Raw genomic sequence first — 21,878 nt, forward strand, 5'->3', positions numbered from 1 at the left:
CCTTTGGGAAACCGGGCGTGGCTCGCGTGTGGACCGACCTGAGATCCCGGCCGGTGTCCCTTTGACAAGAGTCGCAAACCAGGTGATCTGAAAGAGGGTCTGCATGCGAGGCCCACATGAGCATCCGCTATTTCGACCGTCTACCACTCAAGCGCGACGAAGCTATTCCGATCGTCGGGGAAGCCGCACTTCGCATATTGAGAAAGCACGGCCAGCGGGTCGAAGACGCGCGTGGCCAGATGCACGTGGCACAAGTCGATGGATACACCATCAGGTACTATCGTCTTCAGTCCGCAGCCTGTCCCATGTTGGAGGAGTCCCAACCCGCTGACGGAAAAGCGCTGACACACAAGTCGATGAACTACCTCGACGTCGAAGCTGGCGAGCTCCTGTTCGGCTTCGCTTGGGATCATGAAAGCTTCAGTGCCCGGCGCATCGTCAGAGGACCCTGGGAGTACGGGATCCTCAACGCAGCAGGAATGGAAGCGCAGTTTCTCGGGAAATGCGCACTTCCACCTTGTGCGCCGGAGTCGAGGAGCAGCACAAAATGGCCTCTGGACGCGTTGCGTCAAGCAAGGCGGCGCCGCATTTCTGCCCCCATCATATTTTCAGTCCTCGGGTACTCCCGATGCATCCACGCACTGCTGCCGCAGGGAGCCTGTTTCAACGAGGCCGTCTCGGCAGTCGCCGATGCATACAAGGAAAGCCGTGAGCAGGACGGGTACGATGTCGCGGCCGACCGAACAACGTCATGCTTTGGTCTTTGGGCGTGGAAAGGGGACCTGTCCCTGCAACCCGGCAAGCGCATGACCAAGCCGGATTTCGCGTACTGGATCTCGCCCAGCGGCGGACTTAAGGCTGCCGCCGCGCTCCTGCTGTTGCTTGATCGAGATGGTGCGAAACGTCGCGTGACGTCGAGGGGAGGGCGCGACACGACAGCTGCTAGTGGTCGAAATCCGACGCTTGGTACCCACCGTCAGGGTCCGCTACGGGTGGAGGGTGTGTAAAAACGCAGGCGCGCTCCGAAGTTGCAGAACAATCTTCTCTGCACGAGAAATTCCCGCCCTCCAAATGGCGACCCCAAGGCCAGCAGGGTGCTCTTTTCGATATCGGCAGGGAGTTCGAGAGAAGGTCCTTCTACCGCCTCCGCGTTTTGACACAGCGTCGGTGGGAAGCGGAAGTCAGCCGCTCGCCTCGAAGCGGACGTTCCGCATCCGACCCAAGCCAAACGCTCGGATAGCCGTCGGCGCTTCCCAGTGATGGTAATGCGTCGGCCGCCCGGCATCTTCCGGTCGGGGCGGAAATTCGTTGTCGGGCCCTCCTGAAACGACCTCGAAACTCCTGGCTGCTACCTCGTTCCAGTCACGAGGTAGGCATCATGCAGCGGTATCGAGCGCAAGCGTTTTCAGTGGCGGGTTGCACGATAGCTATCGCCGCCGCGGTTCTTGTAGCATCGGGCGCTCGCCTTGCCCCTAGCATAACATTTCCCGGCGGGGTCCTCTTCTTGATGCTCTTGCTGCACTCGTACTATTCGGCGATGCGGCCGTCACCCTTACTGGCAACGCTACTTGGTTCCCTTGCCATCACCATCATTGGCCTTTGTAGCGTCGGCGTCATCGCCCTGGCTAGTCTTCAGCTACGAATGCCACTCATAGACACACTGCTCGTGCGAGCCGACCATGCGCTTGGTTTCGATGCCGCTTCTGTGTCGAAGTTTCTGTCGCAGGATGGGACCATAGTAAATCTACTAACAATTGCCTATCAAGCTTCAATACCCTTAATCTTCGCTACGCTCATAGGTCAGTGTTTGATAAGTAATTATGATGAAGCTTGGTGCTTTAGTCTGAATATAATTGCAACGGCGTTCATCTGTTCTCTAATTGCCCTGATTGCTCCTGCTATCGGAGCTTTCGCCACGCTAGGGGTGTCAAGCGACGTAATCGCTCGCCTCCCTCTTGCTGGAAACTATCATCTTCCCGCGTTCCGCATTTTCTACAGCGCCGAACCGAGCGTGATCGATGTTACGCAGCTTCAGGGCGTAATCACCTTTCCTTCATTTCATACTGCGATGGCTGTGCTGACAGCTTACGCTTGGCGAAGGACCAACTGCATAGCTCAAATTTCTTGGGCTTGGGCTGTTGTTGTCGTTTTTTCAACAATCCCGATTGGTGGTCACTATTTAATAGACCTTCTCGGTGGATTGATTTTGAGCTTCTTTGTTGTCTGCGTCACAAAACACATCTATGCTTCAGACGGTCTTATCAAATCTGAATTTCCTGCAATATCTGGTGACAGGGTTCCCACCATACAATCCAGAAAATAAGAAAGCGTACAAACCATATGATCGATAATGGGGCCTCATAATTTTAATCGATGATCTGCAGATTTCGGAGTCATCTTACATATCGGAGCATATCGCGTGAGACCAAAGCAGATCCGAAAGCACAGCACGGACGGAAATGTGACAGTCGGGAAAGACTCTTGGGCAGCTGAATTCCTACTGATCCCTGGATTACTTTTTGTTGCGTATCTTTGGCTTGATTTAACGGACAGGCCCGCTTGGACGTCTCTTTCTATTGCGATAATAAAATTTGCTGCCGTTATAGGTTTTATATATTCAATGCTGGAAATACTAAAGTTACGATTTCGGCGAGCAGCGTCAATTTTCGTTGGGATAACTTTGATGTCTTTGAGCGCATATTTCTGCTCGAACACATTATTCGAGGCCCGACTTACAAAATTTGATCAGATCGTCGAAACGCAGCGCAACTCCCTTAATAACATCCAAGGTAACACTGTTCCTGAACCCTCCAAAAATTCTTCTCCGTTTAGAATGATAGTTCTTCTTGAGGGGACGCAGCTTAACTATTACGGAAACGGAGTTTATGAGTATGTTGTCTTCGATGAGACAGATCAGGTGGAGCGTCATCCGGAAACATTGATCGAATTTTTGCCATGCCAGGATCTTCTTTCTTAGCGATAAATAGCAATGCTAGAACAACTGTTGAAAAAATTTCCGGACATTACTATAGAGTAACTGAAACGGAACGAAATCGATAATTGCTGATTTATATTGCAGAAAACATAGTACTCGGCATTGATTTTATTTAAGTTCAAAATATGACGATCATCCGACGGCGTCTTATTCTATGTTGTTGGCGTTTTTATTTAGCACATCAAGTTTCTTTTACAATCTTTGTCTTGAATATTATTCATTATCGACACCAAGCGGAGTGGTGTTGTCTGGTTGCATATTGGTGCTGCTCAGAGGCAGACGGTCGCAAACCCGTCTGTTCCGGTCGTAGGTCATCGTCCGCCCAGCGGCCGGAAAGCGGACCTTCTGAGGGTCGGCGAGGGGTCGGAAGCGGCCCCTCGCTGCGGGTACCAAGCGTCGGATTTCGACCACTAGCTAAGGACGGTCTTCCTCAAGCGGCAAGTGTCATCCCTGCGAAATCGTCCTCGTCAGGGTCTGATCGCGCGGGCGCCGACCGTGGTGCACGCGCTGGAATGCCCACGGCGCGACCCCACTCAAAGGGAGCACAGCATGGCCGGTGAACTGACTGACTGATTTTGGGCTATCCGAATTATAGTTTGGAATGCCTGCTGGGCATCCCACCTGTCTCCGAACTGTTTGACCTCGCCTGAGGCCACGCGAGCGGCCGGGCGAAGATCCGCGATCGACGACGGCGCGGACGCAGGGCGTGTCGCAAACGCGCATGCGCCTCCGTTCACGGGTCGTTAGCCATACCCGTCGAACTTGCGGCTCCGATCCGGAGCCGGCCCATGATCGTGAAGGGCCTGTCGCAAGCCGTCCCGAAGGCCGCAGGAAAGGCGAGAACCGCCCCGGTTTCAGATTTCGTTAACCGGTTGAAGTCCGAAGCAGACCCCGAGCAGCCGGTTCGGCTCGCGCACGGTCCACGCGCCGGCAAAGCCGAAGCCCTTGCGCAGCCACAGCATCGCCTCGAAGCCACAGATCGTGCGCCGGGCCGTGTTGAACGAGCGGAAGCCAACCACCCGCGGCATGGGGCGTTTCACCCGGAAGTGGTCGCTCTCGATGCCCTGCTGCAGGTGCTTGGTGACGTAGTGGGTCGGCGTCCGGGGTAGCAGGCCCTCGTCCCGGCTCTCGGCGATGGCGGATGGATAGGGGCCGGCGCCATCCGTGCCGATGCGGTCCGGGGCGAGCAGCGGCTCGGCCGAAAGCATCTTACGGAAGGAGCGTTTGGCGGCATGGAGGTCGCGGTTGGCGGTGAGCAGGAAGTCGACCGCCTCGCCGTACTTGTCGATGGCTCGGTAGAGATAGCGCCACTGGCCGCGAACCTTGATGTACGTTTCGTCGATCCGCACCGAGCCGCAGTGCGGCCGACGGAACTGGCGTAGGCTTCCGGCGGGCAATCCAGGTCTGAGAGCCTGCGAACGCCAGTGCCACCAGGGCGATCCACGCTGTTGCGGTCATCTCGCATCCTTCAAGGCGCGATCTTGCGCCTATCATGCGGGGAGCTTTCTAGCCTCTATCGAAGGCCGCGACGGCCATCTCCTCCGCGATCGTGATGCGTCGGTGGTAGGCGATCCGGCTCAGCGCCTCGTGTGTCTCTGGCTTGATCCGGGTGGCGAACGGCTCGCGGCCGGTACGACGCAGGGTTCGCCCATCGACCTTGCCCGGGTCGAATGCAGGCACCGCCGGCGGCTCTGCCGGGGGAGGGGGCACCGCAGGGGCCTGAGGTGACGGTTCCTGTGGTGCGGTCTCGGCCACCGGGGTGGCGTCCTCCTCGTCCTGGGCGGCCATCATGCGGGCGACGGCTTCGGCGTCCATGCTGGCTTTGTTGCGGGGCTTGGGGGACATCACAGCGTCTCCAATCGAACGCGCACAGCTTCGGCCAGGGCCACGAACTCCTGGCCCGAGGGTGTCTCTGCCGGCACCGGCTCGCCACCAGATAGGCTGTCCGCCACTACTGCCTTGAGCGTTATCGGGGGCGCTACGGGCTCTGTAAGGCCGGCCAGCGTCCCAACCACATCGCGGCCCGATCCGGTGCGCCGATCGACGCGGGAGGGGACCACGAGAATGTCGGGGCGGCCCCGCCCGCCGGCCTTCCGATGCCGCCGCACGATCCCCACGGTCTCGGCGGCCCCGCGGATATCGAGCATGGAGGCACCTACTGGTATCAGCGCCAGGTCAACGATCGCCACCACGGCGCCGAAGGCGGCCCCGAGGGCGCCCGCGTGTTGCCTCATTGAGGAATGTTCCCGAACGTTGGGCAGGTTGCCTCACGCGTATGTTCCCGAGAGCGCGGCCGCTGGCAGCTGACTCGGCATGCCGAGTACCAGCTGGGAGGCGACCTCTCTGCGCCAGATCCGGAGACGGCGCTGTACCGTTCGGAGCAGGGCGTCGGGGTAGTGGTCGGGATTGGAGGCCTGGAGGCGCAGGAGTAGTTGGCTTCCGGTCTGCGTAGGGTCCGCCTCGAACCAGGACCGCAGGTCGTCGGTGGCTGCGACGAGGGGATCGGGGCGACGGCGTCCACGCTTCGGCTTCAGCGTGGGCTGCGCCGTCGGTCGAACCTCACCCATCTGCCAAGCCGTGCGCAGCCCCGCCAGGAAGTCGGCGACCGGGATGGGCGCAGCCGGCGTATCGACCGGCAGCGCGAGGGTGCCCTCGGTTATCGCGACGAGGGCGTGCTGCCCGCTCCGGATCTCGGCCAGCAGCCGCACCGGATCAAGATCGGCGCGCTCCGCCTCGACCCTGCGGCGCACCTCCTCGGATATGCGTGGATCGGCCAGGAGCCGGTCGCAGGGTGTCGCCGGCGCATGATAGCGCTTGCGCACCCGCGCTCCGTCGCGCTCCTTCTCGGCGAGCTTGAACGACGGCTGGAATGCGTTCACGAACAGCCGCGTCCGCGCGTAGAGCGCGGCGAGCTTACGGGCGGCCGCCATGCCTTCAAACCGCCGATAGCCGACGATGCGGCGCACGATCGCGCCGTTCTTCTGCTCGACATGGGCTTGGTCGTTCTTCCGATAGGGCCGGCAGCGGGTGAACACGATCCCCTCGGCCAAGCAGTAGTCCCGCATCGTCTCGTTGATGAACACGCTGTCGTTGTCCGAGTCGAACCCGAGCAGCGGGAACGGCATCCGGGCGCGCACCTCGCACAGCACGCCGACCAGCAGCGTCTGCTCCCGGAACAAGAGCGGGGCGCACTCGGTCCAGCCGGTGGCGATATCGGTCAGCACCAGCGTCTGAATGAAGGCGCCCGAAGCGACCGGACCGGAATGCGCCACGAGATCGACCTCGATAAAGCCGGGCGGCGGGTCGTTCCAGTCCGAGAACGTCCGCACCGGGATCAACCGCCGCAGCGCCGAGGGTGATCTGCGGCGGCGCGTACCGGCGCCGGCACGCTCGCGCTGCGGAGCGAGCGCCCGGTCTATCGTCGCCGCGCTGATCGCGAGCAACGCAGCCCGGATCTCGGGTACGAGGTCGAGGTGTCCGTGGCGCTCCATCGCCGGCAGCAACGTCGGGATCATCGCCTTCAGACGCTTGCCGCAGATCCGGTCGGAAGCTTCCCAGAGCACGCTCAGCGCCTCGCGCAGCGCCGCGTTGTAGACTCGCCGTTCCGGCCGTGCTGCCGGGGCCTGTCCCGGTGGGCCGGCCCGGAGCAGCCGCATCGCGTGCTTGCGGTGGTAGCCCGTCACGGACGCGAACTCGTCCAGGATGCGGGTCTTGTCCGCACGTCCGCTGCCTCGGTACCGGGCCGCCAACGCCATAAGCAGCTCATCGCGCGTCGCCATGCTCACCCGCCTCATCGCCACCCCCGTCGCCAAACCTGCGTCGGGAGCAAATCAGATGCGGCAACGACCCAACGTTCGGGAGCATTTCAGGCGAGGCAATGCGGGGTGCCGTGGCGCTTGGCGCGCTTGGTGGCGTCGTGGCCGGCAGCGCGATCGCTTCGGCCAACAACGGATACTACCCGGGCCGGCCGGTCTACGTCGCGCCAGGTCCGTACGGAGCCTGCCACTTCGAGCGGCGCGCCTACATCGACCCGTACGGATACGAGCACATCCGCCGGGTCGAGGTCTGCGAGTAGACCAACCACGTCTGGGCCTTGCTATCACTCATGGAGGCTCCTAGCCTCGACGTCTCGGCGCGCATCGCATGCGGCGCCGACACCGGAGAGGAGGTTCGCCATGAGACATCACGGCACCAGCCCCCGAACGTCGCGCATCGCCGATGCGGACCAGGACGGTCCACCCAACCACGACCAGCAGGGATAGTGGCTCTTCGGGCGGCAATGGACAGTCCGGATTGAAGAGCGTGGACCCTGCAACAACCCGCTGCCTCAGGTCGGCGGGTTTTTTCATGAGCTGATGCTGGCGCTACGCGCGCGGCGCAGGCTCTGCCGTTCGCTTTCTGTACCTAGTGTGCTCCGCGCGCGGCAGCTGAGCCCATGGGCCTCTGGTACGCCGGTGGTGCCCCTGGATGCCGCCGATGCCTACCCGCCCGATCCTGATCCGAGTTGCCATCGCCCTGGTGCTGATGGCTGCCCTGGCGGCGCTGGCTGACGGCGTTGCCCAGCACGAGCTGCAGCAGGCCACCGGCAACATGGCTGGGGCATCGGTAGTGGCGGATGCGCAGCCGGCCGGCGCGCACGACGATGAGTAAGCGGCCGCTGCACATCCAGGCCTTGGCCCTGCTCGTGGCCCTCGCGGGTGTCGGGCCGGTCTCGGCCCTTGCGGCCGAGCCGGCCAACCCGCCCGCCCTTGAGCGAGCGTGGCACGGGTGCGTGCGCGAGGCGTACGACCGGCAGCCTGAGTACGGCAGCCGGCCCGGCCGGGAGCGCAACGCCTTGGACGAGTGCAAACCCCACGAGGACGCTTACGTGGCGGCGCTGATGGCGGCCCGGCCGGACGCCGATCTGCCCCTGGGTGGCTGGGCGCGGACGTGGGCGGCGTACGTGGCGTACGTGGTGGATCCGGTGGCGGCCTGGATCGCGGCCCTGCGGCGCTGATCCGCGCCGGTACCGCCGCCTACCACCCGCACTAACAGGCCGTGGGCCGGCGCCCCGCGGTTTCCAGTCCCCGCATGCGCCGACCCTCACGCAGCTGCCCGGCCAAGGCCTCACGGGCAAGGTACAGGGAACTGGCCCGCACCTGCCTGTCGCCGCGTGTCCGCCTGCAACAGCACCGTATGGGGCGCGAACACCTCGGGCGCATCAGCAGGGGAAGCGCTGCTGTAGCAGGTGCAGGTGCCGCCGTCGCCCGGCCGGTCTCGCTCTCGCGGATGAGACCGGCCGAGCTGCGGGTGCTTGGGCGCACCCTTCCTGGCTATGAGACGAGGAGCCTTAGTAGAGCAACGGCAGCGTCCAAGATGTCCTCGTCGGAGCGCTGGTTCCTGATGGGAATATCAGGGCCTGGGAACAGTTTTTCCGAAGTGGCATCTTGATAGGCCGATATTTTCAGATAACTCCCTGCGCTTTCCCCAGTCCTTAGCGCCGCTTCTGTGTGCCACAGTTATGCGTACATTCTCCACACGTGCGTACAGCTGGCCTGCGCTGTCGCGCTTGTACTTTTCACTCATGTCCATCCTCTGGGTTCCTGTGCGTCGAGGTGACCATGGGCTGTTGGGCGCCCGGGTACCCCTGCCGGCCTCGCGCCGGGGTGGTTAGGCTCTCGGCGCGCTAGAACCCTTTTCGGGTGCTCAGTTCAGTGCACTTTCCGCAAATTTTTTTCGGGCCCACCGCGCCGCCGAGATCGAGGCCCAGGCCAAGCGCCGCCTGGCGGATGAGTACGACGCCGCGCAGCAGCGGGGCGAGGTACAGGGGCACGGTGGCCAGGGCAAAAGGGATGTTCCGGCCGGGAACATCCCTGCCGTCACGGATCTGGGCCTGACCCGTAAGGCGATCCATGAGGCCCGGCAGATCCGCAACGCCGAAGCGGTGTCGCCGGGCATCGTGCGGCAGACACCAGATAGCTGGCTATAGTGGTGGTACAGGATCCTTCTGCGCAGTATCCCCAGCTTTCATGCTGATGCATAGCATCGCTTTCACACCCTCGTGCGTTCACGCCAATAACCGCCCAAGCCTTGGGCGGAGTAGGCAGGAAACGGAGGCTGTCATGATGAAAGGTGGATTGCTTTGGCTGCTGGGTATCCCGCTGCCGATCATCCTGCTGCTGTGGTTCTTCGGCGTGTTCCACTAGTTCGATGTCACGCCCTGCACAGTTGAAATCACAACGCTTTGGAGATGTCGCACTATGGTCCGGCCCATCCTCTCAGCTGCCCTCCTCGCCCTGACCGCTACGGCTTTCGCCACGCCAGCCGCAGCCCTGTCCGCCAAGGATTGCTCGGTAAAGTACCAGGCCGCCAAGCAGGCCGGGACACTCAACGGCCAGAAGTGGAACGACTTCCGCAAGGCTGAATGTGGCACGGCGTCCGACGCTGCCACTACCACTGTGCCGAACCCGCTGTCCCCGGCGGCTTCGACGGCCGCTCCACCTGCGCCGGCACCGACCACGACAACTTCAAGGACGACAGCGGCGCCGTCCCTCGGATCGGCGGCCTACCCTCGGGCGATCGACCCGAAATACGCCAAGGAGTCAGCGGGCAAGGCCCGGATGCATACCTGCCTGGACAGCTACAACGCGGCCAAGGCCGCAGGCACCCTCGGCGACGCCAAGTGGATCCAGAAGGGTGGCGGCTACTACTCGGCCTGCAACAAGCAGCTCAAGGGGTAGGCCTGCACGCGGGCCTTGGCGAGCTGCCGTGCGACGTGCGCCTTGCCATCCTACGGAGCGTCGGCGCCGATGCCTGCAACGTGCTGTTAACCATATCAGCTGACCCTTGCCGCATCAGCGAAGCGGCGAGGGCTCTATGGCAACGTCACCCCGACCAACGGCGGCGTTCCTGGCGCGGTACCCGGTGCCGATCGAGCTGATCTCGGCCCTCTACCGCGCGGACGATGGCGAGCGCGACCGCTTGCTGTCCGCCTTACCCGAGCACGGGCGCGCGCGGGTTGCCGCCTACTGCATTGAAACGGAGCGCCTACAGCCCCTCGGCCTGCGGGTGGCGTCCACCTGCGCTGAGGCGAGCCTGGTTCGGGCCGCTGGTGCCGCGATCGGCGCAAGCCTGTTCGCTCGGTCGCGGATCGACGCAGCGACGGCGCACTGAATGGCCATGCTGACGGCCGGCATCGGCCCCTCGGCCCCGCCCGATCTGATCACGGGCGGGGAGGGCCCGATCTCACCAGCTGTGAGCCGATCCGCACGCTGCAACGCGGCCCTGGCCGCATCTCCGCCCAGCCGCGATCCACCAACGACGGAACGAACAGGTCATCACCGGGGCGGAGCCTCCGCGTCTGTTCGAGCTGCGCCAGTTCGACGAACTGTCCGGTAGGCGCTAGCGAGAGGAACGAGAGCACCCGCAGCTGGGCGGAGTTGGGCCAGCTCACAGGCGCTGGCCCCGATCCCGATGGATGTAGGAGGCTATGGCACCGCCGATCAGCACGGTCGCGACTGCCAAGAAGATCAGCTCGATGCCGTCGGCAACAAGGCTCGTCCGCCGCAGCAGGACTGGCCATATCATCAGGAACAGCCCCGCGATCGGAGTGCTGAAGGCGAGGGTGGCGATCACAAACACAAGCCAGCGCGGCAACCCGCGTTCGGGCCGTTCCTCTGGCGGCTTGTAGCCGCTGAGCCGTGTCATCCCTTCTGCTCCCGGAACTGGATCCCGGCTCCGGCGCGGAACCGAGGACGGATGGTGGCACGCCGTTCGTGGTAGCGCTGCGAACCGAACAGCTGCTCCAGAGCATTATTGGTACGCGGCAGGTCGGTCCGGTCGGCGGCGTGGAACAGCCCGGGCCAGTAGCTGCGCGCCACCTTGCGGAAGTGGTCGAGGGCGACCCCGAGATCGCCGACACGGTGGCGGTGACGCCGCATCGATGCCAAGAGACCATCGAAGCGGCGCCGGACCTTGGCTCCCGTCTCCTCGGCAGGATTGGCCAAGAGGCGCGCGGCAGCGTGCACGAAGACGAAGCCCTGCTCCACCGCAGGCCAGAGCGGCGCCGTGCCGGCGAGCGCTCGCTCGATCAGGTGCTGGAGCCGCGCGAGCGGGCGGCTGCCCTGTGCTCCGGGCCCCCTTTTGAGCGCACCCGTTCCAAGCTCCCGGCCACCTTCTCCAATCGGCCTTTCAACCGCAGGCCGGCCGCGTCGAGCGGGGCGCGGCCGTCGTCGGTGATCGCGCTGCGCACGGCCGCCGCGTAGCCCCGTACCAACTCCGCCTCTGGATCGGTCCGCCCCTCCACCGCCCGCTCGATCGGGCGAACCCCGCGCACGCCCTTCTTCAGCTCCTTCTTGGCGTGCCAGTCAGCCTCAAAGATCGGCAGCGCCGCCTCCCGCAAAAAGTGGAAGTGGCAGAGTTGCAGAGTTGGTGCGGCACGCCTGGCAGCACGGCGGCCACCGCCTTGCGGATCGAGTGCTGGCCGTCACTGATCACGCCCGTGATCGGTCGGCCCACAGCCTCGACCACCTCGCGCAGTAGGATAGCGAGATCCTCGGCTGTGCTCGACAGCAGGCTGCGCGCCAGGAGCACCGTGCCCGAGAGGCAGTCGCGCAGGACCCAGAGCACTTCATGCCCGACGTAAGGCTGCGGGCCGTCGAGGGCGAGGACGATCCGATCCTGCCCGGCCAGTTGCCGGCGCAGGTGAACAGGGTCGCCGAGTTGGGCGGCCAGCAGCTCGTCGTAGCGGTCGAGCAGGTTGGTCACGCTGCGCTCGGCAATCCCGACACCGCGCCCGCGCAGGATCGCGTGGATCTCCGGGACGGAGCGGTGCTCGCGGTGACGCAGGGCGCCCACCAGCGCCACGACGTCGAGGCCGAACTCATGCTGCGGTAGGGCGAGCGCGCCCTCGGCCTCTGGTCGGTAGGGCGTGTGGAGGCGGGCACAGCTCTCCGCCTCGCAGCGACGGATCTTCAGCCGTAGCCGCACCGTGCCGGAGAGCGTCACCAGCGTGCGGCGGTTCTCGTAGCGGATGCGCATGCTCGTTCCGCAGCCTGGGCAGAGCCGGCGAAGCGGCACCAGCGTCCGCTCACGATCGGGAACGCGAATTTAGGTGCGGGACAGGGCGCGCCTCCATCAGGCGTCTCCAGGTCCGCAAGCTACCAGACAGCCAGCTTTGCCGTCCTAGTTTTTTTGAGCAGGCGGTTTTTCAGGACGAGGTCGGCCACGACCTCCTTCAGCGCACCTGCCTCGCGGCGCAGCTCCTTGACCTCATCAGCCGTGGCGGCCCGTGCCGTGTCGCCGGCCAGCCGCTTCTTGCCGGCTTCCAGGAACTCCTTGGACCAGCCGTAGTACATCGAGCTGGCGATACCCTCGCGGCGGCACAACTCGGCGATGCTGCCCTCGCCGCGCAGCCCTTCCAGAACGATGCGGATCTTCTCCTCGGCCGAGAACTGCCGGCGCGTGGCCCGGCGGATGTCCTTGATCACGGCTTCTGTCGGCTTACGTGCCGGCCCGGATGTCTGTTTCATCTTCCCTCCTGGGGGCTAAGATGAACCAGACATCCTCCGTTCGTGAAGGGCCTCAATCTGTCTCAGGAGTGCTGACAGAGAACAGTCGGATCCCGATGGCCTACATTTCGGCCGAGGTCCCACAAATCGAGCAGATGCGCGACCTTGATCGCCTGAAGAAGCTGTGCCCGCAGCTCGTGACTGCCAAGACATTGCTGGCCGGTCATTTCAACACGATTGAAGTCGCTGATCAGGTCAACGCGATGATTGAAAGTTTTCTTGCTGTTGGGATAAGGCCCTTGGATCAAGTGTCGCATATGTAGAAAATTCATCAAAAATGGCGCTGCTGACTCGATGACCTGTATATTGGGGCGGGGCAAATGGGAGGTTACTGCATGATGGCACCCATGAGTAGCCGAAAGGTCAGATCCGGGTGGCTGACAGGCACGGGTGGCCCATAGTCCAGCGATGAATGCGATCGGACGCTGTTGCACGTGTTCTGCCAAAGGCCAATCACGATCCGTACTTCCTTCAGTGAGTAGAAGATCTCCTGCCTCAGACACTCGTCACGGAGTCTGTCGTTGAAGCTCCCGCACCATTTGTTCCCCGACGGTAATCCTGGTGCGATGTACTGGATCTGCAAGCCGGCTTTGGCGGCCCATTTGCGCAGCGCTTTGGAGACTATCTCGCGGCTATGTCGCAACGGATATGCTCCGGGATGCCATGTAGGCACATCGCATCGGCCAGGGCCTCGATCACGCCGATGCTGTTGATGCGCCGCGCCACCTTCAGCGAGAGGCGGGCCCGGCTGTGCTCGTCAATCAGCGTCAGGACGCGCAAGCTCCGGCCGTTGTGGATCTATGCCTGCACGAAGTCGAAGCACCACATGTGATTGTGGTGGAGCGGCCGTAGTCGTTTGCCCGAGCCGTCGTTGAGCCACGGGCGGCTGCGCGGGGCCTGTTGCAAACGCGGACGCGCTGAGGTTCACGGCTCGTTAGCCCTACCTGCCCGGCGTGACACTACGTCCTCGGAACTGGCCTATGATCCTCAACATGCTTGCCCGCTGGCCATAGCCAAGAGCCGCCAAGCGGGCCTGCTACCCCGGATGCCGACCCACTACGTCATCAAGCATCTGCAGCAAGGGACCGAGAGCGACCACTTCCGGGTCAAGCAAGCAATGCCGTGGGTGGGCGGGTTCCGCTCGTTCAACACGGCTCGGCGCATGACCTGCGGCTTCGATGCCTTGCTATGCCTGCGCAAGGGCTTCGGCTTTGCCGGTCCGTGGGTCGTGCCCGAGCAGAATCAGCTACTCGCGCATTGCTTCGGACTTCCCGCCGCGATCAAAGCATGACGCGGGATAGCAGAGCCCCCCTCCGCAGCTCGCATACGGGTTTGCGACATGCCCCCAGATACCCGTCCTACACCCAGCTCACACCACCCGGATTTTGCCAATAGCGTGCGATCGTTTTTTGTAGATGTTTACGGCGGTGCGCCAGTGCTGGCCATGATTTCGGTACTGCCGCGCGTGGCGGTGTTGGTGGAGGCGCAGCATTGAGCTGTGAGTGCTGGGCGGAGGCGCCGTTGACGCGGTGACAACCCCAAGGCTAGCGCGGTCGAGGCGCGCAAGTTCGACATTGCGGTCGCCGAGCGCGCCTGGGTTCGGGTACCCGCACGCCACCGCGCCGCTCCAGCGGTCGGCTGAGTCGAGCCAGCTGATCCGTCCCGACACCCTGGTTGAGACGTTCAGGCATAGTATGGAGCACAACTGACATTACAAGTCCCATTTCCGGCCGGTACGAAGGACGCACTGAATGCAACGCAGTGGAGGCCACTATGAACTTCCTCATCGACAAGCTGGCTCGCTCAGGCCTGCTCCGGCGCGACCTCGACTACCACCTGATCCGGGCGGCGATGGTCGTCATCTTCGCTTGGTTCGGATACGATAAGTGGTTCGAAGCTGAGATCCGGGGCCTTCTCCCCTTGATCACGCATGGCCCGTTCACCTTCTGGACAATCCCGATCCTGGGCGTACGCGGCACGGCCATTTTCCTCGGCGCCTCCGAATGGACCTTTGGCACGCTCCTGCTCCTGGGCTTTTGGAACAAGAAGCTGGGTGTGTTGGGCGCCCTCGGTTCTACCGCCACCTTCATCTCGACTCTGACGATCCTGCCGTTTGTGCCCGATGCCTGGGATGCGGGCGCTGGCGGGTTCCCCGCCATGGCGATGAACGCCGCCTTCCTCCTGAAGGATCTGGTCCTGCTGGTCGTCTCAGTCTACCTGCTCAGGCAGGACGTGGCACGGGTGGTCGCAGCTCGCGATACCGGTGAGGATCATGGCATCCTTGCCTTTCGCCGGCAGGCCGCCTGACCTGACGGTGTCCCTGAGCCTCAAAGAGCGGGTTCAGGGATGCCGTCTGTTTTGATAACGCAAAACCTTGCGGTCTTTCGGCCAACTGCGCCTCTCATCAAAAGGCGCTCTTCGCATCGTAACAGAAGCCAAGGAGGTCCCGCGTACAGACTACTGGCCATCCATTATCGCATCGAATAAATGCGCTTTTACCGAGGCAAGTAGTCCGGAAATCGGTGTATAGCTACTATGAAGCAAGTGTAGAGACCCGTGCGGAGTACCGACACCAATCATCTGCTCGCCTTCCAGGCCTACGAACACCGACGGTCCCCAGAAAGCAGTTACCGCTAAAGCTCCATGATTGAATTCGAACGGTAGAACACCGAGATTTAATAGCATAGCTTCAGATGCACAAGCTTGTATCTCAAAATTCGAGATCTGCTCCACTGAGTCGAGCGTGGCAAGCAGGTTAGTGAAGCTCTGTAAAGCTTCCTTCACAATATCTTTACGGCGTGCTCCACTTAGATCGCTCGTGATTTGTCGTGTGAGCTCCCAGAAAAACTTCCGACCAGTTTCATATACACCAACGGGAAACAAGATGGATAGGACAAAATCCTCGCCAATCCCAACGACGCCGCGCGTATTAACTGGCGAAACCAGCCTCACTGGAGCATTGCGCCAGCCTTCGGCCTGCTCGCAGCCAGCGGAAATGAGGGCTGCCGTCAAAGCGCCATGTACTGTAGTGTCATGCTCTCGAGCGCATTTTCGCAGTCGTGCTGTTTCTTCAACGGAAAACTGAAGGTTATCAATTGTTGGCCCCGCCGGGTGCCGATGAAGGCGAGTGGCTGGCGGGCGCGACGCGGACATTTTCACCCCATCATGAGCTGAAAGGTCGCTTTTGCGCAGATTGAACGTCTGCTCTTGTGCTGGCGGTGTGCTTAGCTTGAGGAGAGGCTCGCGGGACAAAGCACGCATTAGATCGCGAAGCATATAGGCGACTGAAATCCCGTCTCCTATAGCATGATGTGTCGTGAATAGGACGGTGTTTGCATTTTCACCGTAAATCAGCACCGCGCGTACTAGCAGTTCACCAGAAGGCGGCAGGGGCTCGTTGAGCTCGCGCGCCAGTTCCAGGTGCCAATCAGGCGCGACTTCGCCGTTAATTACGCGCAGAGGTATCGGCCGTTTGGGCAATTCTCGAAAGCATGGCGGTGAAGGGGCGCGATGATCGATGCATACCCGCAAAAGCGGATGCCGCTGCTGTACGCTCTCCAAAGCTCCCTTCCACTGCTCAATATGCGTCCGACCCTTGGCTTCCATGCAGACGACGAAATGTTTTGGAGAGGCTTGATTGCTAAGCCAGAAATACTGTTCGCATGGACCTAAATCACGGACTTTATCGCCGCACGGATATTGTGTGTTAGCGTCATTCGGCATTTGTTTGCCTCCATCCGGATCAACAATCAATACTCGATGACAACTTTAAATTATCAGGTGATTTTTCATAGTATTAAATGACGGAGAGTGCAGTGCGGATGTTGCATTTCGATTTCATAATTGTTACACCTGAAAAATCTTCGCGATGTAATCGAACAATATTTACCAAGTCGAAGTGATTGTTCCAATCGTTCGGACTTAATTCCTCAGGCATATGACCTGACCGGTTTGCATTGAATCGCGCTAGACATCGCTGAGTACCGATCTGACGGCGCGTGTCGCAAGCCCATGGGGGCTGCGGAGACACCTTCACTGCTCCGTTCACCCGCTTCTCGGCACTCAAGAAGACTTGGCACAGCGCAAAGCTGGCCGGGTCGAGGGGGCTCTTGGAAGTGCCGCGAGAGTGCTGGAACGAGACTGCGCCTGTAACGCGATGGCAGCTGCACGAGATGGACGCGTAACGCAGCCACCCCAGGATCGCGGCTTAGCTCGACTTTGGTCATTCATGCGGCGTGGCAGAGTGGAGGCGGTGGGCCGCCCAGACGGTTAGGGCCTTAGGGATCCCACTCGCGACGACGTCATGGCGAGGCGTAGCCGGTCGGCATCCGTACCCGACCCTCAAAGAAGAAACACCCCAGGAGCGGGTGCCCCCAGGGTGTCTCCGACCTCGCGGCCAGTCTGATCGGGCTGAGGATGCTGATCCCTTTTCCAAAGTTGTGTTTTTTCCCTTAGGGGAAGGCCAGGGATTTTACCCAAAGTTTCGGTCCGAAACGCTGCAAAGTTTCGCGGTCCAGGCGCGACCAAGCGGCGGTTAAGGCGCTGCAGGTTGGCGGGCTGACATGCTGTGGCCTCCCCGCCGGGCTGCGGGTGGCGGGCTTACGTGATGCTTTCGCGCACACGCTTCACTTGTGGCTTTCGACGCCGCGCCCGACCGTAATCCGGGACGCGCACTTCGGAAGGGTCACGGGGTGACATGGGGTACGACCTTGGCTCCCAAGCCAACCGGCGACGCGAGGCCTTCACGTGCGAGGGCGGCCATACCACCGGTACGGTCCATCGCGAGCCATGTGCGGGCCGATATACCGATCCGGGTATAAAAGGAGACTCATACCGACTTGGGTATGGTCCTTGATTTATACCGACATGGATATATCATAGCCTTCATACCGACCTGGGTATAAATCACCTATGCCTGCTCTCAGAACGCCCCACGATTTCGCAGCGCTGCTCAAGGGCAGACGTCATGAATTGGGTGAGAGCCAAGCCCAGTTCGCGGCGCGCATCCGCAAGTCGCAAGCTTGGGTGTCGGACATCGAGCGTGGCGTCACGCCGAACATCTACATCGGGACGATGCTGGAAGTGCTGTCGTTGGCCGGGTTCGACCTGGATGCGGTCCCGCGCGGCATGCGCCACGTCGAACGCCCCGTCGACGACGACGCGGATCTCGTCCTCGACTTTCCTGACGAGGCCGGAGGCTTCTCCCCATGAGCACGCCGAGCTTGCTGCACGTCCTCATGGGCGGCGTCCCGCTCGGCCGGATAACCCGGGACGGGAACCGCCTCGTCCTGACCTACGACCCCGCTTGGCTCGAACGCGGAGCGCGTGCGGTCACGCTATCCATGTCGATGCCACTGACCGCAGCCGTCCACCGAGGCGACGCGATCACCAATTTCCTTTGGAACCTCCTGCCCGACAGCGAGCAAACGCTCGCGGGCTGGGCCGCGAAGTTCCAGGTGTCGGCACGGAACCCGTTCGCCCTTCTCGCCCACACCGGAGAGGACTGCCCCGGCGCTATCCAGCTCGTGCGGGAGGAGCGTCTCGATGCCGTGACTGGGCCCGGCGAGATCGTATGGATCGACGATGCGGAAGTCGCCCGGCGCCTCGCCGAGTTGCGGCGGGACGCCGGCACGTCGGGGCGAGCGAGGGGCGAGACCGGCCAATTCTCCCTGGCCGGTGCCCAGCCCAAGACGGCGCTGATCCGTCTCGATGGACGTTGGGGCGTACCTTCCGGCAGGGTGCCGACGACGCACATCCTCAAGCCGCCGGTGATGGGCTTCGCCGGGCATGCCGAGAACGAGCATGTCTGCCTGCAAGTCGCCGCCACGGTCGGCATGCGCGCGGCCAGGACCGAGGTGATGCGCTTCGGGAAAGAGGTCGCCATTGTGGTCGAGCGATACGACCGGGTCGTGCAGGGCACGCGCGTCTTGCGCAGCCATCAGGAGGATATGTGCCAAGCCCTCGGCGTACCGCCGTGGAGCAAGTACGAGAACGATGGGGGACCCGGCATCCGGGCCATCGTCAACGACGTGCTTCGCTGGAGCGAGGACTCGTTGGCGACCCGCCGCGCGTTCCTCAAGGCCGTCGTCTTCAACCAGATAATCGGCGGCTCGGACGCGCATGCCAAGAACTACTCGATCCTGCATGCCGCATCGGGCAAGATGCGGCTCGCCCCCCTCTACGACATCGCTTCGATATGGCCTTACGAGACCGACACGCGAAAGTTGAAGATGGCGATGCGGATCGGGGGCAAGTACAAGTTCGATGAAATCCTGCCTCGGCATTGGGAAGCCGAGACCCGAGGGTGCGGTATGCAGCCCGAGGATGCGCTTGGCCCCATGCGCGACCTCCTGGCGCGCCTGCCCGACGCCTTCGCCGACGTGTCCAAGAGGGCCGTCGAAGGCGGTCTATCGAAGGATCTGACCCTGCCTCTCGCCGATGCCGTCGCCGAACGCTGCCGGTTCCTGACCACCCGTTACGGTCGCGAGGACGTTCCCGGATCCCCGGTCGACTCGGAGGACGAGGAGGAGACGTCAACTTTCACGCCTTGAAGCCAGCGGGTTTGCCCGTCGGCACCACCGACGGGCCGCGACGGTTTTCCCTGAGCCTTGTGGCTTTCCATGTCGTGATCGACCCTGTCCGTCGACGCCCGGCCAAGGGCTACGGCGACGGGGGATGGCATGCGATACGACCACGGTGCCCACGCAAATTGCCGGCGCGCCGCCTTCCTTCTCGGGGATCTGAGGAGAAAGCTGGGCTCGCCGGCCGATGCCCTCGGAAGGGCTGTCACGGCTTAGGCCGAGGCGTCCATGCCGTACTGGCGGCTGTCGAACGTGGCGGGGGTCCACGTCTACCGAATTGCCGAGGGCTGGCACGCGGACCTGGCGTTCAGGAACCTGCCTGTCGGGGTCCCCACGCTGGTGGGTAGCGTCGTTGCCATGGGGACGCGGGAGGATGCGCTCGCTTGCGCCGTCCGGCAGCTCACCCTTTGCCAGGCGCGCGAGGAGCTCCCGTTGCCGGAAGCCGTCGCCACGTGGCCGCTGTTCGTGTTCGACGAGGTCGAGATCCCCATCGAGCCATCGGATATCCCGGAGATGGCCGAAAGGCTCGCCCGCGAGGGCTACGGCCCCGAGCAGGTCGTCGGCAGGTTGGCGTACCTGCGCCACGTCATCTCCGAGGATGAACCCCTGACGCTGGAAAGCTTTCAGGCGGCCGACGAGGAGTTGTTGCGGAAGCTGGTCGTGGCCTGCCAGGTCGCCATGGCCCTGGGGCGGACGCAGTTCTCGCCCGCCGACGGCACATGGGCCGACTACATGCCGACCGCACCCGGGATTATGTGACCGGGCATCCCCAGCCGACGCGATGGCCGGGGCGCCCTGGACCCGGGGCTTCGTGCGCGCGCAACGATGTCGCCGTCCTTATGAGGGCCGGGGTCGGGCGCCCCTGTTCCGAGGGGTGCCACTTCGAGGTCCAGGCGCCGACTTCCTCGAAGGTGCGCGCTGCTTGGAAACCAAGGTCGAGGTTCGCTTGGGCTTGACGGTCGCCGATTTCGTCGGGGATGCCCCGCCGGTCGCGGTGAGACGCTTGCCTCCCGGCACCATGGAGCCCCGGGTCTTCCACGGTTCGGTTGCCGTGGACCGCTGCGCCTTGACGACCTTCACGACGCCGCGCAGGCCGTTCACGATGTCCTCGTAGGCGTCCCCGTGGGGACGCCATTTGCTCACCGGTTTCCCGTCCCTCGGCAGGAGCTTGTAACGGGCCATGCGCGTGTGCCGCCATTGGCACTCCTCGACCAGGGCCACGACGAGGTGGATGCCGCCGCGCTTGGCCTTGCGCATGGCGTAACCGTACTCGGTCTCGAAACAGTAGCGGGAATGGAGATAGGCGGGGCTCGCGAGTGCCACGAAGATCTCGGCCAGCCTCAGCTCCCGCCGTATGCGCGGGTCGAGTTCGGTGCCGGCGATCATGTCACCGTCGAAGAAGACGGAGACCCCCTCGCGCTTCAGTTGCGCCATGTGGACGTCCAGGCGGTCGCGCGCGCCATCGTCCCGGTGGCAGTACGAGATGAAGACCCGCACGGGCGCTGGAGCATCGGGTGGCGTCTTCGTCCGTGAGCCCTTGCCGAGACCCTTAACGGCTTGGCCGCCGGCCGCCCGACGAACCGGCATGGCTACCAATCCCCCTGAATGGCTGTCCATTTGCAGGACGAGCGCCCGATGGCGCCGAGGCGTCGATCGCGAGGCCTGGTCCGTCGGGCCTCCTCCTGGGGCGGCGCCGCCGTCTCGAAACGGTGACCGCACTCGGGAAGCCGGTGACGCACGATGACGGGCACGAGGCAGCCTTTCCCCTGCGATCAAGTGTTGGTTAGTACGCCTGGGCTTGGTTTGTTCCGGTCAAGATTGTGGATGAAGAGTCTGCCTCGCTCAAGGCGAGGATGGTGATTGTCATCCTTCGAGGAGTTGGACGCCCCAACCCGGCGCCAGCCCTCGGTCGGCACGGCCCACGGATCGGTTCGGACCCGTAAACGGGGTCGGTTGCAAGATCTGCATGGCGTCGCCAACCATCGACCGCTCGTAGATCCAGGCATCGACGGTCGACGTGTCGAACGCCGCCCTGACGCCGGCTTCCTGCAGCAGGCGGAGGGCGGTGCGGGCCGGGATGCCGTTGGCCTTGCCGATCTCGGCGACGGTCGCGTAGCGCGCGGTGAACGCCTCGACGCTCTCGCGGGTGACGACGGGGATGCGTCGGCGGTTCGCCGGGCAGAACTCCTCCGCCACGGTCAATCGCCCCCTGGCGACGAGGGCGACGACGACCTCCTGGCTAAGGCCGGCAGCGACCTTTCCGACTTCCCTCTTCGTGTATCCCGCCCTCGGCGTCCCGTCTTGCAGCAGGCGCCTGACCTCATCGGCATCGACCAAGAGGTAACGCCGAGGCGGCCCGTCAGCAGTGGCGGCGAGTGGCTGGTCAGCTCCGGCCGAAGGTCCCAAAGCTCGCCGCCCTGATGGACGAGGCTGAGCCGGACGTGCTGGCCTACATGGGCTTCCCCACTCAGCATCGGGTCAAGCTGCACTCCACGAACCCGCTGGAACGCCTGAACGGTGAGATCAAACGCCGGACCGAGGTGGTCGGCATCTTCCCCAATGAGGCGGCCATCACCCGCCTCGTCGGCGCGATCCTACTGGAACAGAACGACGAGTGGGCCGTCCAGCGCTCCCGCTACATCACCCTGGAAAGCATCGCCCCAATCGGCGATGATCCCCTCGTCAGCCTGCCCACCCTGGCAGCCTGATCAATCTGGCCCACGCCGGTGATCGTGGTGGCCACGCCGAAGCTAC

General features: G+C 63.0%; 22 protein-coding genes and 5 pseudogenes. 15 read left to right on the plus strand and 12 right to left on the minus strand.

Annotation, left to right across the window (positions count from 1 at the left end; translation table 11 throughout):
- The first annotated feature begins 116 nt into the window (after positions 1–116).
- The 3 genes from PQI07_RS31125 (at position 117) to PQI07_RS31135 (ending at position 2,977) form a co-directional block, all read left to right on the plus strand.
- Complete coding sequence (locus tag PQI07_RS31125; RefSeq protein ID WP_274928753.1) at positions 117–1,007, plus strand: hypothetical protein; 891 nt, start codon at positions 117–119, stop codon at positions 1,005–1,007.
- A 500-nt stretch (positions 1,008–1,507) separates the two neighbouring features.
- Positions 1,508–2,323, plus strand: coding sequence for a phosphatase PAP2 family protein (locus tag PQI07_RS31130; RefSeq protein ID WP_274928928.1), 816 nt, complete (start codon positions 1,508–1,510; stop codon positions 2,321–2,323).
- A 96-nt stretch (positions 2,324–2,419) separates the two neighbouring features.
- A complete protein-coding gene (locus tag PQI07_RS31135) occupies positions 2,420–2,977 on the plus strand; it encodes a hypothetical protein (protein WP_274928754.1) in 558 nt (185 codons plus the stop codon).
- 872 nt (positions 2,978–3,849) lie between these two features.
- Here the strand turns inward: PQI07_RS31135 and PQI07_RS31140 are convergent.
- The 4 genes and pseudogenes from PQI07_RS31140 to PQI07_RS31155 all read right to left on the minus strand — a co-directional run.
- Positions 3,850–4,377: pseudogene (locus PQI07_RS31140) on the minus strand (IS6 family transposase); the annotation flags it as partial.
- A 124-nt stretch (positions 4,378–4,501) separates the two neighbouring features.
- Entirely contained in the window at positions 4,502–4,840 is a 339-nt protein-coding gene (locus tag PQI07_RS31145; protein WP_274928755.1) for a hypothetical protein, read from the minus strand.
- Positions 4,840–5,229, minus strand: a complete 390-nt coding sequence (locus PQI07_RS31150; RefSeq protein WP_274928756.1) for a P-loop NTPase family protein — start codon at positions 5,227–5,229, stop codon at positions 4,840–4,842. Before PQI07_RS31150 ends, PQI07_RS31145 begins: the two co-directional genes overlap by 1 nt.
- Positions 5,230–5,262: 33 nt before the next feature.
- Positions 5,263–6,789 (minus strand): integrase catalytic domain-containing protein, encoded by a 1,527-nt coding sequence (locus PQI07_RS31155; protein WP_274928757.1) that lies wholly within the window; start codon positions 6,787–6,789, stop codon positions 5,263–5,265.
- Positions 6,790–6,824: 35 nt separating this feature from the next.
- On the opposite strand from PQI07_RS31155, the gene PQI07_RS31160 reads away from it, so the two are divergent.
- The 3 genes from PQI07_RS31160 to PQI07_RS31170 all read left to right on the plus strand — a co-directional run bounded on the left by PQI07_RS31160 (position 6,825) and on the right by PQI07_RS31170 (position 7,991).
- The gene (locus tag PQI07_RS31160) at positions 6,825–7,070 is read left to right on the plus strand and encodes a hypothetical protein (protein WP_446721002.1); all 246 of its coding nucleotides are present in this window, start codon (positions 6,825–6,827) and stop codon (positions 7,068–7,070) included.
- Between the two features lie 401 nt (positions 7,071–7,471).
- The gene (locus PQI07_RS31165; RefSeq protein ID WP_274928759.1) at positions 7,472–7,645 is read left to right on the plus strand and encodes a hypothetical protein; all 174 of its coding nucleotides are present in this window, start codon (positions 7,472–7,474) and stop codon (positions 7,643–7,645) included.
- Positions 7,638–7,991 (plus strand): hypothetical protein, encoded by a 354-nt coding sequence (locus PQI07_RS31170; RefSeq protein ID WP_274928760.1) that lies wholly within the window; start codon positions 7,638–7,640, stop codon positions 7,989–7,991. Before PQI07_RS31165 ends, PQI07_RS31170 begins: the two co-directional genes overlap by 8 nt.
- A 669-nt stretch (positions 7,992–8,660) precedes the next feature.
- On the opposite strand, the gene PQI07_RS31175 is transcribed toward PQI07_RS31170, so the two are convergent.
- On the minus strand, positions 8,661–8,888 hold the full coding sequence (locus PQI07_RS31175) for a hypothetical protein (RefSeq protein WP_274928761.1): 228 nt from the start codon (positions 8,886–8,888) through the stop codon (positions 8,661–8,663).
- Between the two features lie 346 nt (positions 8,889–9,234).
- Here PQI07_RS31175 and PQI07_RS31180 point away from each other — a divergent pair, with 346 nt between their 5' ends.
- Together PQI07_RS31180 and PQI07_RS31185 are read left to right on the plus strand one after the other, a co-directional pair.
- Positions 9,235–9,714, plus strand: a complete 480-nt coding sequence (locus tag PQI07_RS31180; RefSeq protein WP_274928762.1) for a hypothetical protein — start codon at positions 9,235–9,237, stop codon at positions 9,712–9,714.
- A 184-nt stretch (positions 9,715–9,898) separates the two neighbouring features.
- Positions 9,899–10,147 carry a hypothetical protein gene (locus PQI07_RS31185; protein WP_274928763.1) on the plus strand — a complete coding sequence of 83 codons (249 nt, stop codon included), beginning with the start codon at positions 9,899–9,901 and terminating at the stop codon, positions 10,145–10,147.
- Between the two features lie 276 nt (positions 10,148–10,423).
- On the opposite strand, the gene PQI07_RS31190 is transcribed toward PQI07_RS31185, so the two are convergent.
- From PQI07_RS31190 to PQI07_RS31200, 3 genes and pseudogenes are all read right to left on the minus strand, one after another.
- On the minus strand, positions 10,424–10,681 hold the full coding sequence (locus PQI07_RS31190) for a hypothetical protein (protein WP_274928764.1): 258 nt from the start codon (positions 10,679–10,681) through the stop codon (positions 10,424–10,426).
- Between the two features lie 47 nt (positions 10,682–10,728).
- Positions 10,729–12,013, minus strand: a pseudogene (locus PQI07_RS31195) (ISNCY family transposase); the annotation flags it as partial.
- 149 nt (positions 12,014–12,162) lie between these two features.
- A pseudogene (locus PQI07_RS31200) lies at positions 12,163–12,504 on the minus strand (transposase); the annotation flags it as partial.
- A 95-nt stretch (positions 12,505–12,599) separates the two neighbouring features.
- On the opposite strand from PQI07_RS31200, the gene PQI07_RS31205 reads away from it, so the two are divergent.
- Positions 12,600–12,806, plus strand: a complete 207-nt coding sequence (locus tag PQI07_RS31205; protein ID WP_274928765.1) for a hypothetical protein — start codon at positions 12,600–12,602, stop codon at positions 12,804–12,806.
- A 65-nt stretch (positions 12,807–12,871) separates the two neighbouring features.
- Here the strand turns inward: PQI07_RS31205 and PQI07_RS31210 are convergent.
- Positions 12,872–13,437, minus strand: a pseudogene (locus tag PQI07_RS31210) (integrase core domain-containing protein); the annotation flags it as partial.
- Between the two features lie 79 nt (positions 13,438–13,516).
- On the opposite strand from PQI07_RS31210, the gene PQI07_RS31215 reads away from it, so the two are divergent.
- Together PQI07_RS31215 and PQI07_RS31220 are read left to right on the plus strand one after the other, a co-directional pair.
- Entirely contained in the window at positions 13,517–13,834 is a 318-nt protein-coding gene (locus PQI07_RS31215) for a DDE-type integrase/transposase/recombinase (RefSeq protein WP_446721003.1), read from the plus strand.
- Positions 13,835–14,316: 482 nt separating this feature from the next.
- Positions 14,317–14,850, plus strand: a complete 534-nt coding sequence (locus PQI07_RS31220) for a YkgB family protein (protein ID WP_274928766.1) — start codon at positions 14,317–14,319, stop codon at positions 14,848–14,850.
- A 150-nt stretch (positions 14,851–15,000) separates the two neighbouring features.
- Here PQI07_RS31220 and PQI07_RS31225 read toward each other — a convergent pair whose 3' ends face one another.
- The gene (locus PQI07_RS31225; RefSeq protein WP_274928767.1) at positions 15,001–16,266 is read right to left on the minus strand and encodes a condensation domain-containing protein; all 1,266 of its coding nucleotides are present in this window, start codon (positions 16,264–16,266) and stop codon (positions 15,001–15,003) included.
- Between the two features lie 1,188 nt (positions 16,267–17,454).
- Between PQI07_RS31225 and PQI07_RS31230 the strand changes: the two genes are divergently transcribed.
- The 3 genes from PQI07_RS31230 (at position 17,455) to PQI07_RS31240 (ending at position 19,883) form a co-directional block, all read left to right on the plus strand.
- A complete protein-coding gene (locus tag PQI07_RS31230) occupies positions 17,455–17,754 on the plus strand; it encodes a helix-turn-helix domain-containing protein (protein WP_274928768.1) in 300 nt (99 codons plus the stop codon).
- Positions 17,751–19,094 carry a type II toxin-antitoxin system HipA family toxin gene (locus tag PQI07_RS31235; protein ID WP_274928769.1) on the plus strand — a complete coding sequence of 448 codons (1,344 nt, stop codon included), beginning with the start codon at positions 17,751–17,753 and terminating at the stop codon, positions 19,092–19,094. Before PQI07_RS31230 ends, PQI07_RS31235 begins: the two co-directional genes overlap by 4 nt.
- A gap of 258 nt (positions 19,095–19,352) precedes the next feature.
- Positions 19,353–19,883, plus strand: coding sequence for a hypothetical protein (locus PQI07_RS31240; protein ID WP_274928770.1), 531 nt, complete (start codon positions 19,353–19,355; stop codon positions 19,881–19,883).
- A gap of 78 nt (positions 19,884–19,961) precedes the next feature.
- Here PQI07_RS31240 and PQI07_RS31245 read toward each other — a convergent pair whose 3' ends face one another.
- A complete protein-coding gene (locus tag PQI07_RS31245; protein ID WP_274928771.1) occupies positions 19,962–20,711 on the minus strand; it encodes a toll/interleukin-1 receptor domain-containing protein in 750 nt (249 codons plus the stop codon).
- 276 nt (positions 20,712–20,987) lie between these two features.
- Positions 20,988–21,461 carry a hypothetical protein gene (locus PQI07_RS31250; protein ID WP_274928772.1) on the minus strand — a complete coding sequence of 158 codons (474 nt, stop codon included), beginning with the start codon at positions 21,459–21,461 and terminating at the stop codon, positions 20,988–20,990.
- An 8-nt stretch (positions 21,462–21,469) separates the two neighbouring features.
- Between PQI07_RS31250 and PQI07_RS31255 the strand changes: the two are divergent.
- Positions 21,470–21,832: pseudogene (locus PQI07_RS31255) on the plus strand (transposase); the annotation flags it as partial.
- Positions 21,833–21,878: the final 46 nt, after the last annotated feature.

The sequence above is a fragment of the Methylobacterium sp. 092160098-2 genome, from assembly GCF_028920805.1.
In the GTDB taxonomy this organism is placed as follows: domain Bacteria; phylum Pseudomonadota; class Alphaproteobacteria; order Rhizobiales; family Beijerinckiaceae; genus Methylobacterium; species Methylobacterium fujisawaense.

Excerpts from the sequence above, each read along its gene's own strand:
- PQI07_RS31125 (WP_274928753.1), top strand. The coding sequence starts at position 117 with ATGAGCATCCGCTATTTCGACCGTCTACCACTCAAGCGCGACGAAGCT.
- PQI07_RS31150 (WP_274928756.1), bottom strand. The coding sequence starts at position 5,229 with ATGAGGCAACACGCGGGCGCCCTCGGGGCCGCCTTCGGCGCCGTGGTG.
- PQI07_RS31170 (WP_274928760.1), top strand. The coding sequence starts at position 7,638 with ATGAGTAAGCGGCCGCTGCACATCCAGGCCTTGGCCCTGCTCGTGGCC.
- PQI07_RS31235 (WP_274928769.1), top strand. The coding sequence starts at position 17,751 with ATGAGCACGCCGAGCTTGCTGCACGTCCTCATGGGCGGCGTCCCGCTC.
- PQI07_RS31145 (WP_274928755.1), bottom strand. The coding sequence starts at position 4,840 with ATGTCCCCCAAGCCCCGCAACAAAGCCAGCATGGACGCCGAAGCCGTC.
- PQI07_RS31165 (WP_274928759.1), top strand. The coding sequence starts at position 7,472 with ATGCCTACCCGCCCGATCCTGATCCGAGTTGCCATCGCCCTGGTGCTG.
- PQI07_RS31205 (WP_274928765.1), top strand. The coding sequence starts at position 12,600 with ATGGCCTACATTTCGGCCGAGGTCCCACAAATCGAGCAGATGCGCGAC.
- PQI07_RS31240 (WP_274928770.1), top strand. The coding sequence starts at position 19,353 with ATGCCGTACTGGCGGCTGTCGAACGTGGCGGGGGTCCACGTCTACCGA.
- PQI07_RS31175 (WP_274928761.1), bottom strand. The coding sequence starts at position 8,888 with ATGGATCGCCTTACGGGTCAGGCCCAGATCCGTGACGGCAGGGATGTT.
- PQI07_RS31180 (WP_274928762.1), top strand. The coding sequence starts at position 9,235 with ATGGTCCGGCCCATCCTCTCAGCTGCCCTCCTCGCCCTGACCGCTACG.
- PQI07_RS31245 (WP_274928771.1), bottom strand. The coding sequence starts at position 20,711 with ATGCCGGTTCGTCGGGCGGCCGGCGGCCAAGCCGTTAAGGGTCTCGGC.
- PQI07_RS31130 (WP_274928928.1), top strand. The coding sequence starts at position 1,508 with ATGCTCTTGCTGCACTCGTACTATTCGGCGATGCGGCCGTCACCCTTA.
- PQI07_RS31220 (WP_274928766.1), top strand. The coding sequence starts at position 14,317 with ATGAACTTCCTCATCGACAAGCTGGCTCGCTCAGGCCTGCTCCGGCGC.
- PQI07_RS31155 (WP_274928757.1), bottom strand. The coding sequence starts at position 6,789 with ATGAGGCGGGTGAGCATGGCGACGCGCGATGAGCTGCTTATGGCGTTG.
- PQI07_RS31230 (WP_274928768.1), top strand. The coding sequence starts at position 17,455 with ATGCCTGCTCTCAGAACGCCCCACGATTTCGCAGCGCTGCTCAAGGGC.
- PQI07_RS31225 (WP_274928767.1), bottom strand. The coding sequence starts at position 16,266 with ATGCCGAATGACGCTAACACACAATATCCGTGCGGCGATAAAGTCCGT.
- PQI07_RS31190 (WP_274928764.1), bottom strand. The coding sequence starts at position 10,681 with ATGACACGGCTCAGCGGCTACAAGCCGCCAGAGGAACGGCCCGAACGC.